Origin of the sequence: Devosia sp. CN2-171, from assembly GCF_049354815.1 — a bacterium.
Lineage (GTDB): Bacteria > Pseudomonadota > Alphaproteobacteria > Rhizobiales > Devosiaceae > Devosia_A.
This window is the reverse complement of sequence record NZ_CP186479.1, coordinates 128,024-140,289: the sequence shown is the minus strand read 5'-3', so window position 1 is coordinate 140,289 and position 12,266 is coordinate 128,024. Positions and strand designations below refer to the sequence as shown.

Sequence of the window (12,266 nt, the reverse complement as noted above, 5' to 3'; positions counted from 1 at the left end):
CATTGGGCAAATTCCTCAATCTGCTCCGATGTCGCTCGCTGAGTTCTTCGCCCGAAACGTAACGGAAGTCGCCCGCCACCTGCTTGGCGCCGAGCTTCTCGTCGATGGCGTCGGCGGCCTGATCACCGAGACCGAAGCCTACCACCCGACCGAGCCGGCCTCGCACGCCCACCGCGGCCCAACCCCGCGCAACGCCTCGATGTTCCTCGGGCCCGGCCACGTCTACGTCTACCGCTCCTACGGCATCCACTGGTGCCTGAACTTCGTCTGTGCCGACGGCGCAGCCATCCTCATCCGCGCCCTCGAGCCACGCACCGGCATCGAAAAAATGATTGAACGGCGGGGACTTACCTCCCCGCGTGAGCTCTGCTCCGGTCCCGGGAAACTGGCCGAGGCCCTCGCCATCACCAACGCACACGACGGCCTGAGACTCGACGCCCCGCCTTTCACCTTCCGCCAGCCGGGCACTCCGGCGCCGGTCGTGACCGGGCCCCGTATCGGCATCACCAAGGCCGCCGACCTCCCGTGGCGCTTCGGCCTCGCCGGCTCCGCCTATCTCAGCAAGGCGTTCCGGCCGGGCTGACGGCTACGGGCGCCCCTCGGCCGGCTCATCCGCCTCGGCGCTGACCACAACCGCCGCAGGCGGCTCGGCCCGCGACAACGCCAGCGGTGGAAAACAGACATGGGCCGGCATCGACCCGAAGAACTGGTTCATCACACCATCGATGCTGGTCGTCCTGATGCGTCCCCTCAAGCAAGGCACGTTAAGTACCCGTGTCGCCAGCGGAAAACACTGCTCGATGAGACGCTGCGCACCGGCCGGGGTGACCATATAGGCAAAGCCGCCGAAGGCGTTGAACAGCCGCAGCGGCACCACCGGCGTCACAGCAGTGGCGAAGTTTTCGAGATCCTCGTCACGGGCAGTCTCGCGGGTGAATCGACCGCGATAGCGGCAATCGGGCGTGATCTGGAAGTCGATGCCGGACTGCGTGTTAACTCCAAGCTGCAGGTACTCCCACCCATCGGGGACCACGTCGAGCAGCCCGAGCACCCGCGGCACGAAATCGCGGCGCAGCACCGCGCTGTCCTGGAAGATGCAGGTCGTGCGCTGCGTTTCAACCGCCTGGTGCCAGCAGAGCCAGTGCGACAGCGCGTTCGCCACGCCCTCCGGCGTCCACTCCTCGATGTCCGGGTCGATGAGATCGATCTGGACCAGTTCCCTGAGGTCAACCTCCCGTCCCTCGGTCGCCGCCACCACCTCGACCGGCAGGCCAAGATGTCCGTTGGTGCTGTTGAACTGCGCCAGCCGCTCGGGCGTACTCTCGGCGCTCAGCACCAGCCAGTCGATGTCCTCGACTGTGGTCGGGCGAATGTCCTGCATGTTCATGTCATCTACCTGCAAACGCCCTAGGGCATCGATGTTGCCGCGACCGCGCACGGGATTTCAATGGGTTATGCATTTACCGTCGACACCGTCTTGTCGTTGCGCGCCATGGCGATCGGCGGAACCGATATGAACGCGGCCATTTCGCCGTAGTAGCTGTTCATGAGCGCATCCGCCGTCTTGGCCCGCAGCATGATGTTGAGCTGCCGGATGTAGCGGAATGTCCACGACAGCGGAAAGCAGTAGTCGAGCAGTTTCTGCGCGCCCCTGGGGCTGACGACATAGGCGCAGGCGCCGAAGCTCGTGGTCAGCCGGACCGGTGTGACCGGGGCTTCGGAGTTCACGAACCGCTCGCACTCGGCCGCGGTCGGGTACCACCGGTCGAAATCCCCGTACACGAGGCATCCGGGAACCAGCTCTGCCTCCAGCACCGAGTCCGTGTTGAGCCCGAATTGCATCAGGTCCCAATACGATGGCAGGCTGCCCACCATCTCATGGGCCAGCCGTGCGAAATCGTTCCGCAGGAGCACGTCATCCTCGAATATTCCAACCGGCTGGCCGGTCTCGACCGCCCGCAACCAGCATTGCCGATGCGATAGCGCGGCGCCCAGGGCACCCGCCACCCACTGGAGGTCGGGCGCTATCAGCCCGGTGCGTATAAGTTCTTCGCGATCGAGTTTCTGTCCATCGACGGCCTCCATCGCCTCGACGGAGAGCCCCTGATGCGCGTTGTTCTCGATGAACTGTTCGAGCCGCTCCGGTGTTCGCTTGAGGGTAATCACCACCCAGTCAATATCGGCCCTCGAAGCCACGATCTTCCCCGTACGGCAGCCCAATACTGTCATGCTAGTTGAGCGCGTTATCCGCCGCAATGCCGCGGCTCCGACACGACCGATCAGCGCACACCCACGGTCGACTGGTCCTTGTCGTTGATCGGCACGGCAATCGGCGGAACGCTGACATAGGCGGCCATGGTCCGATACTGCTCATTCATCAGCGCGTCCTTGCTAGCCGGCAGGAGCATCGCTTTCAGTGTCGGAATCGGAATCGCTCGCCTCGACATCGGAAAGCAGCCGTCGATCAGCTTCCTGGCGCCGCTCGGCGACACGACGTAGCAGCAGTTGCCGAATGAGTTGTGCATCTTGACGGGAACAGCGGGGTCGGTGCTCACGACGAAGCGCTCGCAATCCTCGAACGTCGGGAACCACACGCTGAACCCACCCCGCACGTTGCAGCCCGGATGGATTTCGAGGTCGAACACCGAATCCGTGTTGAAGCCCAGGTGGATGATGTCCCAATCGGGTGGCAGCGCCCCCATCACCTGCTCCGAACTCCTAAGGAAGTCGTGCCGGAGGAAGACATCATCCTCGAGGATGCCAACGGCCCGGCCGGTTTCAACCGCCCGCTCCCAGCACAACAGGTGCGACAGCGCCGCGCCAATGGCACCCGGCTTCCAGTCGAGCCCCTCCACCATCAGCCCCTGGTCGACCAGCCTCTGTGGATCGACCGTCATGCCGTCAACCGCCGCGAGGACCTCGTAACGCAGGCCGACCTGGGCATTGATCAGCTGAAAAAGCTCCAGCCGCTCCGGCGTCCGCTTGAGGCTGATGACTACCCAATCGATGTCCGGAGTGGCCGCCATGATTTCCTCTGTCGCGTCGCCCGGCCACCAATAGAGGGCTATGAACGTCCGGGCAACCAACGCCGTCCGGTGACTGGTTGTCGCGGCGGGTTTCACTTCGGCGCGGCTTTCGATAGGTTGCGCTCCCAACCAATAAGGAGACGCCCGTGCAGGTCGAAGTGCTGATCAAGGAATTGCTGGCAACCGGCAGCATGAACGAGGACACCACCGGCGACCTGAACCGCTGGCTCGAAGAGTCGGCGGCGGGCACGTTGCACGCCGACGACGCGGAATACATTGCCGCGCTGCACGCCAAGGTCACCGGCGCGCCCCTGCCCGAGCCGGTCGAAACCGTTGCGGAGCCCGCACGCCTCGATGGCCTCAGCATCGAAGACTGGCGCGACCGCGCGCTGCGCGCCGAAGCCGAGCTCGCCGCGCTCAAGGACAGCGTCGCCTCGACAAGCGCTTGATCTCTCACCATTATTTTACCGCGGCCTGAGTAGCGGCCGCCACAATTGTGCGTTCAAGGTGTCTGCCCCACGGGAGATATCCATGCGTCTGTTCGTCACGATTCTACTTGCGCTGGCCACTTTCGTTGCGCCAGCGCTGGCTCAACCTGTGCAACTCGCCACGAGGCTCGTCAGCAGCGAACTCGACATGCCGCTCTTCGTGGCGGCGCCGTCGGGAGACCCTCGCCTGTTCGTGGTCGAGCAGACCGGAAAGATCCGGATTCTCGCTGACGGCCGGTTCCTAGACGCGCCCTTTCTCGACCTGAGCGCCAGCGTCAGCGGCGGCAGCGAGCAGGGCCTGCTGGGCCTCGCCTTCCATCCCGGCTATGCCGAGAACGGCCGTTTCTTCGTCAACTACACCGACGCGAACGGCGATACCCAGATCGTCTCGTACTCGGTCTCGACCGACGCCAACGTCGCCGATCCGGCCTCCGCTTCGGTGCTGCTCAGCATCGACCAGCCCTATGCCAACCACAACGGCGGCTGGCTCGGCTTCGGTCCGGACGGGCTGCTCTACATCGGCATGGGCGATGGCGGCAGTGGCGGCGATCCCCAGCGGCGGGCCCAGAACCCCGACGAGCTGCTCGGCAAGATCCTGCGCATCGATGTCGACGGCGCCGCCCCCTACGCCATCCCGCCCGGCAATCCGTTCGCCAACGGCGGCGGCCGCCCGGAGATTTTCGCCCTCGGCGCCCGCAATCCCTGGCGCGTCGCCTTCGACGGCAACGACATCTACATCGCCGATGTCGGCCAGAACGCTATCGAGGAAATCGACGTCATCACCACCACCGACGCCGGGGCCAACCTCGGCTGGTCGATCATGGAAGGCGACCGCTGCTTTCGCGAGAACACCTGCAGCACCGATGGCCTGGTCCTGCCGATCCACCAGTACACCCATGACGCGGGCGGCTGCTCGATCACCGGCGGCTACGTCTACCGCGGCAAGGCCCTGCCCGAGCTATCCGGCCACTACTTCTTCGCCGATCTCTGCGAAGGCAAGCTGCGCTCGCTCCGCTACGGCGACGGCAAAGCCAGCGATGGGAGGGACTGGACCGATCAGCTCGATGCGATCGGCGCCATCACGTCCTTCGGCCTCGACAGAGCCGGCGAGCTCTACATCACCACGCTCGAAGGCAATCTCTTTCAGCTGGTCCGCGCTGACTAGCGCTGATTATGACGAGAGGTGGTGGGCCCACCAGGACTCGAACCTGGAACCAGACCGTTATGAGCGGTCGGCTCTAACCATTGAGCTATGGGCCCCTGCCCGACAGACGGACGCTGCCTCTTAGCAAGAGGGGCCGCGGATGCAAACACCCTAGAGCGCTCTGCTCCGGCGTTTCGGCTGTTCGTCCTTCCAGAGCAGCCGCCGATAGAGCGTCGAGCGGTCGATCCCCAGCGCCCGCGCCGCGGCGGACAGGTTGCCGCGGTGACGCTCGACCGCGCCCCGCATCGCCGCGTCGGTAAGCAGCCCGAGACCGCCTTCCAGGGACATCGACGGAGAGCCAGGCGCACGTACCGCCTGTGGCAACGCCGCTAAGGCGATCTCCTCGTTCGGATCATGCAGGGCGGCCAGGGCCTGCAACGTGCCGGCGAGTTCGCGGAAATTGCCGGGCCAGGCGTATTGCTCCAAGTGCTCGAGGACCAGGTCGGGCAGACTCCGGTGGTTGGGCGCCAGCCGCGACCAGAAGCTCTCGACCAGCGCTGCCCGGGCGGGCAGTTCCGCCACCCGGGGCAGCCTGATCACATACTGTGCAATCCGGAAATAGAGGTCCGCCCGGAAGGTACCGACGCTGACCATCGCCTGCAGGTCGCGATTGGTGGCGCAGATCGGCACGAAGTCCGCCTTCTGCGGCGCGCCACCGCCCAGCGGCGCCACGGCCTTGTCCTGCAGCACCCGCAGCAGGCGGGATTGCAGCGCCAGCGGCATGTCGCCGATCTCATCGAGAAAGAGGATGCCGCCCTCGGCCTGCTGCACCAGCCCCTTGGAGCCGGATTTGCTGGCGCCGGTGAAGGCACCGGGCTCGTAACCGAAGAGCTCAGCCTCGATCAGGCTCTCGGGCAGCGCGGCACAGTTGATGGCGATGAACGGCTTGCCGGCGCGAATGGTCAGGCCATGGAGGTGCCTGGCGAACACCTCCTTGCCCGCCCCCGTTTCGCCAGCGATGAGCAGCGGAATCTCGGCATTGACGAGCCGGATGGCCTTCGCCAGGTCGGCACGTGTCGCGTCACTGAAGAACGGTGCGCCCGGCTTCGGTTTTGCCGCTCGCGGCAGGCCCTGGGCAAAACGCGCCGGACTCGCGGCCGGTTGGCTGACCGAGGCGAAATAGCGTTCGCCGTTCCGCGTACGCAACTCGCTACGCCCCGCCGAGAGGCCCGCACTCTCGAAAATCTGATCCTGCGTCATCTGGCGCAGGGCTTTTCGATCGAGGCCGACGAGATGCAAGGCGCGCCGGTTGCCGGCGATCAGCTTGCCGCCGTCGAACACCAGGATGCCCTCGCGCGCCGTCCCCAGGAGATCGGCGCTGCGGTGGAAGCGTACGACCGTCATCTCGGCGAAGCCTCGTGCGAAGAAGCGATGCTCGATCTGTTCGACCGCCAGCCGGACCAGACCCATGGCGTGTGTGTGCTGGCTGGAAGCATGCCCCGACATGTCCAGCACGCCGGCCAGCTTGCCGTAGGGATCGACGATCGGAACGGCCGCGCAGTGCAGGATGCCGTGCGGCTCGAAGAAGTGCTCGGCCCCGTGCACCTCGATGGCGCGGCCCTCCGCCAGCGCCGTGCCGATCGCATTGGTGCCGGTGCTGTTCTCTGACCAGGCGACGCCGGGGCGCAGGGCAACGGCCGCCGCCCGGCCAGCGAATTCGGGGCTGCCCGCAGTGTCGAGCACGAGGCCCTTCGCATCGGTCAGGATCACGACGCTGTCGGTCAGCTTGGCCTCGGCGCGAAGCGACACCAGTTCGGAGCGAGACAGCAGCCGCAGGGTATCGTTCTGGTCGTGCAGGGCCCGCAGCTCGGCCGCGCTCATCGCTTCGGCGTGAATCGTGCCCCCGGCATGCAGTCCCTGTTCGGCGCAACGCAGCCAGGAGCGCAGGATCGGTGCTGCGATCAGCCCTTCCGGAACTTCGCCGCTGGAGAAGAATTTTTCGCGTGCCGCGGCCAAGGCCGTATCTGGCGCAATGTTCATCCTCCCACCCTCCCAGTTGTGGCAGTTTGCAACATATGTTGCGTCCGCCAACGGTCCTGATCGTGGCAAAGTGTTGCACCGGGATGTCTGATCCGTCCAGCTTTCTGTACAACACGAATTCTTCGCGATTACGATCAACGACTTAAGGCCGCTGGCACGGCCGTTGCAACGCGAAGGGCATCCAAAATGGGAGGATGCCATGAACAAACCGGAATTCGTCGGCCAGCGGACCAGGTCCCCGTACAAGGTCAAATACGGCAACTATATCGGCGGCAGGTGGGTCGATGCCGTAGACGGCGAAACCTTCGAGAACACATCGCCGGTAACCGGCCAGGTCATCTGCGAGGTCGCCAGATCCAAGGCCGCCGATGTCGAAAAGGCACTCGACGCGGCGCACAAGGCTGCCCCCGCCTGGGGCCGCACCTCGGTCGCCGAGCGTGCCGTCATGCTCAACAAGATCGCCGATCGCATGGAGCAGCATCTCGACGAGATCGCGCTCGCCGAGACCTGGGACAATGGTAAGCCGATCCGCGAGACGACCGCCGCGGACATCCCGCTGGCGATCGATCACTTCCGCTATTTCGCCGGCGCCATTCGGGCGCAGGAAGGCGGCATTTCCGAACTCGACCAAGACACGGTCGCCTACCACTTCCATGAGCCGCTGGGCGTCGTCGGCCAGATTATCCCGTGGAACTTCCCGATCCTCATGGCCGTGTGGAAGCTCGCCCCGGCGCTGGCCGCCGGCAACGCCGTGGTCCTCAAGCCCGCCGAGCAGACGCCAGCCTCGATCCTCTACCTGATGGAGCTGATCGAGGACATCCTGCCGCCCGGCGTCATTAACATCGTCAACGGCTTCGGCCTCGAAGCTGGCAAGCCGTTGGCCAGTTCCAACCGCATCGCCAAGATCGCCTTCACGGGCGAAACGACGACGGGCCGGCTGATCATGCAGTATGCAAGCCAGAACCTCATCCCGGTAACGCTGGAGCTGGGCGGCAAGTCACCCAACATCTTCTTCAAGGACGTGCTGGCTGAGGATGACGACTTCTTCGACAAGGCGCTCGAAGGCTTCGCGATGTTCGCGCTCAACCAGGGCGAAGTCTGCACCTGCCCAAGCCGTGCCCTGATTCAGGAGAGCGTCTATGACCGCTTCATGGAGCGGGCGATCGAGCGGGTCGAAGCCATCAAGCAGGGTTCGCCCTTCGAGATGTCGACCATGATCGGCGCGCAGGCTTCATCCGAGCAGCTCGAGAAAATCCTGAGCTACCTCGATATCGGCCGGCAAGAAGGCGCCAAGGTGCTGACCGGCGGCGAGCGCAACAACCTCGAGGGCGAGCTGGCCGGCGGCTACTACGTTAAGCCGACCGTCTTCGCCGGCCACAACAAGATGCGTATCTTCCAGGAGGAGATCTTCGGCCCGGTCGTCTCGGTCACCACCTTCAAGGATGAAGAGGAAGCGCTCGCCATCGCCAACGACACGCTCTACGGCCTCGGTGCCGGCGTGTGGACGCGCGACGCGAACCGCGCCTACCGCTTCGGCCGCGGCATCCAGGCGGGCCGCGTCTGGACCAACTGCTACCACGCCTATCCGGCACATGCCGCCTTCGGTGGCTACAAGCAGTCCGGCATCGGCCGCGAGAACCATCGCATGATGCTCGATCATTACCAGCAGACCAAGAACATGCTGGTTTCGTACTCCCCCAAGAAGCTGGGCTTCTTCTGAAGCAAGCCCGGCTTGTCGACGTCGGGCGAGGACAGGTCCGCCCCTGCCCTCGCCCACCTGCTCATCCCGGCGGTCGCCCGCCGTCCGTCTACGGCGTCCACAAGCGTTGGGCGTTCCATCGGGATGAGAGTGTCGGGAGGAACCCATGACCAAATATGTCGCCCGCGTCGTCGCAACGCCAACCGCCCTCGAACTGATCGCCCAGATCGAAGGCCGGCACGGCAAGGTCATGTTCCACCAGTCTGGTGGCTGCTGCGACGGATCGTCCCCGATGTGCTACCCGCTCGGTGAGTTCATCGTCGGTGACCTCGACGTGCGGATGGGCGAGATCGGCGGAGCGCCGTTCTACATGTCGCCCCGCCAGTTCGAATACTGGCAGCACACCCAGCTGATCATCGACGCCATCCCCGGCCGCGGCGGCATGTTCAGCCTCGACAACGGTACGGAGCGACGATTCCTCACGAGGTCCCGGCTCTTCACCGATGATGAGCACGAGCGGCGCGAACCAATAGCTCAGAGCCGAGCGATCTAGCTCGCCGACAACGGCAGCGTGATGCGGAAGCAGGCACCGCGGGCCCGGCTCGGCACCAGCTCCAGCCGGCCGTTCATCCGGCTGATGATCTGCCGCGAGATTGCCAGCCCCAGCCCTGCCCCAGGCGCGGCAGTTACGCCCTGTGAGCCGCGGGCGAATTTCTCGAAGATCAGCGTCCGCTCGTCGCTGGCGATGCCCGAGCCATTGTCGATCACGTCGACGACGTAGCTGCCGCGCGAAATGCGCGAGCTGATCTCGACCACCGGATCGTCGGCGTCGTTGTACTTCACCGCGTTCGACACGAGGTTGATCAGCACCTGGCTCAGCCGGTCAGCATCGGCGTCGACGCGGACATGGTGCGCCTGCCGGCCGACGACGATGCGCATGTTGCGCTGTCGCGCCAGCGCCATACAAACCTCCACGGCGCGATCCAGCACCGCTTGCGCGTCGGTCGGCACGTTCCGCCAGCTGCGCGCCCCCTGCTCCAGCGCGTTGAGGTCGAGGATCTGGTCGAGGAGCTTGGTCAGCCGGACACTCTCCTTGTGGATCGTCGCGACGAACTTTTGCCGCTCCTCCTCCTCGAGGCGCGGCTCGCCGAGCAGTATTTCCGAGAATGAGCGGATCGAGGTCATTGGCGTGCGCACCTCGTGGCTGACCTGAGACAGGAACTCGTCCTTCTGGCTGTCGAGTTCGCGCAGCTGCCGGTTGGCTTCCTCGAGCTTCCGCGCTGTGTCCCGCAGCTCCGCCGACGTCCGCTCCAGCTCCTGCGAGTATTCGATCGTCTGCTGCGTCTCGTCGGCCATCTGGAGCACTTCCTCCAGCGACACGCCGCCGCCCGATACCACATTGCTGAGCATCACATGCGCCGAGGCCGCGCCGATCGCACCGGCCAGCTCCCGCTCCAACCGGTCGATGAACTGCGGCGTCGGCTCAGTCGTCGCCGTGCCTGCCTCCGCCCCCGCGCTGTCGAACAGCGCACTGGCGCGCTCGATGCCCAGCACGCGCTGCGCCACGAAGCGCAGATCGTCCGCCGTCGCCGAGCCGCGCACCAGCGCCGGCCCACCGCTGGCCTGCCGCCGGAACAGATCGACGAACAGCGCCGCCTGCACGCGCTCGAGCGCCGACTGGTTGGTGAACAGCGACACCACTACCAGCGTCGTGCTGTTGAGGAACAGGCTCCAGAACACGGCATTGACCAGCGGATCGATGCCCTCGAGCCCGAACAGCGCCTCGGGCCGCAGCCAGCGCATGCCCCACGGCCCCTCGGCCATGAGCTGCGCCACGACCGGCGAGGCGGACTCGAACGACGGCATGAAGCTCGACCAGGCCCAGACCACGAACCCCACCGCCACCGAGGCCGTCGCCGCCTTCAGCGATGCATCCTTCCAGAATAGCGCCGCGATGATCGCCGGCAGGAACTGCGCGACGCCGCAGAACGAGATCAGCCCGATCGGCGCCAGGGCATCGCTGCCGCGGGTCAGGTAGAAATAGAAGAAGCCGAGCGACAGGATCAGCGCGATCGAGAACCGGCGCGAGTTGAGCAGCAGCCGGCTGACGCCGCGCCCGTCGCCCACGCCTCGGCCCTGCGTGAACCGTAGCACCAGCGGCATAACGACGTGGTTCGACACCATGATCGACAGCGCGATCGACTCGACGATGATCATCGAAGTCGCCGACGAGAAGCCGCCGATGAAAGCGAACAGCGCCAATCCATCCTGCCCCGCCGCCAGCGGCAGCGTCAGCACGAACATGTCGGGGTTCGCCCCGGCGGGCATGATGGTCAGCCCGTAGAGCGCGATCGGCAGCGTGAACACACTCATCAGCAGCAGGTAGGCCGGGAAGGCCCATGCGGCCGTGCGCAGGTGGTTCTCGTCCGAGTTCTCGACCACCGTGATCTGGAACTGCCGCGGCAGGCAGATGATCGCGGCGATCGACAGCACGTTCATCGCGATCCAGCGGTCGTCGAACGTGCCGGTCGAGTAGATGTCGAGGCCCGCACTCTCGGCCCGCGAGAAGATCGCCTCGAACCCGCCGCCCACGAACACCACGAACAACCCCACGGCGAGGAGCGCCGCAAGCTTCACCACCGCCTCGAAGGCGATGGCCGCAACGACGCCGTGATGCTGCTCCTTCGCATCGACATTGCGCGTCCCGAACAGCACGGTGAACAGCGCCATACCTGCCGCCACGCCAAACGCCAGCCCCACCTCGTCGATACCGCTGAGGCTTCCCTGCCCGGCGCCACGTGCCCCCGTGATCGCCTGGATCGACGACGTCACCGCCTTGAGCTGCAGCGCGATATAGGGCGCGATGCCAACCACAGCGATAACCGTCACCAGCACCGCCAGCCGGCTCGATTTGCCGAAACGGGATGAGAGCAAATCCGCGATCGAGGTGATGCGCTGCTTGTGGCTGATCCGCACCAGCCGCCGCAGCACGAACCACCAGCCGACGAACACCAGCGTCGGCCCGAGATAGATGGCGAGATACTCGAGTCCGTTGCGCGCCGCCGAACCCACCGCGCCGTAGAACGTCCAGCTGGTGCAGTAGACCGAGATCGCCAGCGTGTAGACGAAGGGCGAGCGCAGGAACGACGAGCGCGACCGCCGCGCCTGCCGGTCGGAAACATAGGCAATGAGAAACAGCAGCCCGACATAGGCGACGCCGGTTGCGGTGACGAGATCGGCGCTGAGCATCAGCTCTCGTCCTCTCCCTCGTGCGGCAGGCGTCGCGCGAGCCACCACGCGCCGAACACCAGCAGCACCCAGCAGACGAAGAGGTAGATCACTTCGGCTGGCACGCCGAGCACGCGGCGCTGGACCTGGAACACCGATGCCAGCGGCGGCATGAACAGCAGGGCGCCCACGAGCGTCAGGAACAGCGCAGCGCTGACGAGCTTGCGGCGCTCCATCGCGACTTACCCCGCGGCCTCGGCGAGGAGGCGCTGTACAGCGCCGACGACATCGGCATTGGCATAGGGCTTGGTGACAAAGCTGGAAGCCCCCAGCTCTTCGGCGATCTGCCGATCCTGCGCCTGCCCCTTGGCGGTGAGGATCAGCACCGGCAGGTCATGGGTCAGGCGATCGGCCCTGATCTGCTTCAGCACCTCGAACCCCGAGCGCTTGGGCAGCATCACGTCGAGCACCACCAGCCGCGGCCGCTCGCGCCGGATCGCGGCCAAGGCGGCGTCGCCGTCGGTAACGGACTCTATCGATAAGCCGGCGCGCCGCAGGATGAAGTCGAGCGATTCAAGAATGCTCGGTTCATCCTCGGCAATGAGTACATCGACCGCCAAATTCCCCCTCCCGTCCCGACC

At 65.5% G+C, this 12,266-nt stretch carries 12 protein-coding genes and 1 tRNA gene; 5 read left to right on the top strand and 8 right to left on the bottom strand.

Annotation, left to right across the window (positions count from 1 at the left end):
* Window positions 1–28: 28 nt before the first annotated feature.
* On the top strand, window positions 29–583 hold the full coding sequence (locus ACOYW5_RS00715) for a DNA-3-methyladenine glycosylase (protein WP_423067353.1): 555 nt from the start codon (window positions 29–31) through the stop codon (window positions 581–583).
* 3 nt (window positions 584–586) lie between these two features.
* On the opposite strand, the gene ACOYW5_RS00710 is transcribed toward ACOYW5_RS00715, so the two are convergent.
* The 3 genes from ACOYW5_RS00710 to ACOYW5_RS00700 form a co-directional block, all read right to left on the bottom strand.
* Window positions 587–1,438 (bottom strand): glycosyltransferase family 25 protein, encoded by an 852-nt coding sequence (locus ACOYW5_RS00710; protein ID WP_423067352.1) that lies wholly within the window; start codon window positions 1,436–1,438, stop codon window positions 587–589.
* A gap of 14 nt (window positions 1,439–1,452) precedes the next feature.
* Window positions 1,453–2,196, bottom strand: a complete 744-nt coding sequence (locus ACOYW5_RS00705) for a glycosyltransferase family 25 protein (protein ID WP_423067351.1) — start codon at window positions 2,194–2,196, stop codon at window positions 1,453–1,455.
* 83 nt (window positions 2,197–2,279) lie between these two features.
* Window positions 2,280–3,026 carry a glycosyltransferase family 25 protein gene (locus ACOYW5_RS00700; RefSeq protein WP_423067350.1) on the bottom strand — a complete coding sequence of 249 codons (747 nt, stop codon included), beginning with the start codon at window positions 3,024–3,026 and terminating at the stop codon, window positions 2,280–2,282.
* A gap of 146 nt (window positions 3,027–3,172) precedes the next feature.
* Between ACOYW5_RS00700 and ACOYW5_RS00695 the strand changes: the two genes are divergently transcribed.
* Window positions 3,173–3,475 (top strand): hypothetical protein, encoded by a 303-nt coding sequence (locus tag ACOYW5_RS00695; protein ID WP_423067349.1) that lies wholly within the window; start codon window positions 3,173–3,175, stop codon window positions 3,473–3,475.
* A gap of 82 nt (window positions 3,476–3,557) precedes the next feature.
* Window positions 3,558–4,679, top strand: a complete 1,122-nt coding sequence (locus ACOYW5_RS00690; RefSeq protein WP_423067348.1) for a PQQ-dependent sugar dehydrogenase — start codon at window positions 3,558–3,560, stop codon at window positions 4,677–4,679.
* Between the two features lie 19 nt (window positions 4,680–4,698).
* Here the strand turns inward: ACOYW5_RS00690 and ACOYW5_RS00685 are convergent.
* Window positions 4,699–4,774: transfer RNA gene (locus tag ACOYW5_RS00685), tRNA-Ile, on the bottom strand.
* 55 nt (window positions 4,775–4,829) lie between these two features.
* Complete coding sequence (locus ACOYW5_RS00680) at window positions 4,830–6,698, bottom strand: sigma-54-dependent Fis family transcriptional regulator (RefSeq protein WP_423067347.1); 1,869 nt, start codon at window positions 6,696–6,698, stop codon at window positions 4,830–4,832.
* A 199-nt stretch (window positions 6,699–6,897) separates the two neighbouring features.
* Between ACOYW5_RS00680 and adh the strand changes: the two genes are divergently transcribed.
* Window positions 6,898–8,418, top strand: a complete 1,521-nt coding sequence (adh, locus tag ACOYW5_RS00675; protein WP_423067346.1) for an aldehyde dehydrogenase — start codon at window positions 6,898–6,900, stop codon at window positions 8,416–8,418.
* A gap of 145 nt (window positions 8,419–8,563) precedes the next feature.
* A complete protein-coding gene (locus tag ACOYW5_RS00670; protein WP_423067345.1) occupies window positions 8,564–8,950 on the top strand; it encodes a DUF779 domain-containing protein in 387 nt (128 codons plus the stop codon).
* On the opposite strand, the gene ACOYW5_RS00665 is transcribed toward ACOYW5_RS00670, so the two are convergent.
* Genes ACOYW5_RS00665 through ACOYW5_RS00655 form a run of 3 tightly spaced genes read right to left on the bottom strand, consistent with a single transcriptional unit; the run spans window position 8,947 to window position 12,245 of the window.
* Window positions 8,947–11,646, bottom strand: a complete 2,700-nt coding sequence (locus tag ACOYW5_RS00665) for an ATP-binding protein (protein WP_423067344.1) — start codon at window positions 11,644–11,646, stop codon at window positions 8,947–8,949. The two genes, ACOYW5_RS00670 and ACOYW5_RS00665, sit on opposite strands and share 4 nt — an antisense overlap.
* Window positions 11,646–11,861 carry a hypothetical protein gene (locus ACOYW5_RS00660; protein ID WP_423067343.1) on the bottom strand — a complete coding sequence of 72 codons (216 nt, stop codon included), beginning with the start codon at window positions 11,859–11,861 and terminating at the stop codon, window positions 11,646–11,648. Before ACOYW5_RS00660 ends, ACOYW5_RS00665 begins: the two co-directional genes overlap by 1 nt.
* Before the next feature lie 6 nt (window positions 11,862–11,867).
* Window positions 11,868–12,245, bottom strand: coding sequence for a response regulator (locus tag ACOYW5_RS00655; RefSeq protein ID WP_423067342.1), 378 nt, complete (start codon window positions 12,243–12,245; stop codon window positions 11,868–11,870).
* Between the last annotated feature and the right edge of the window lie 21 nt (window positions 12,246–12,266).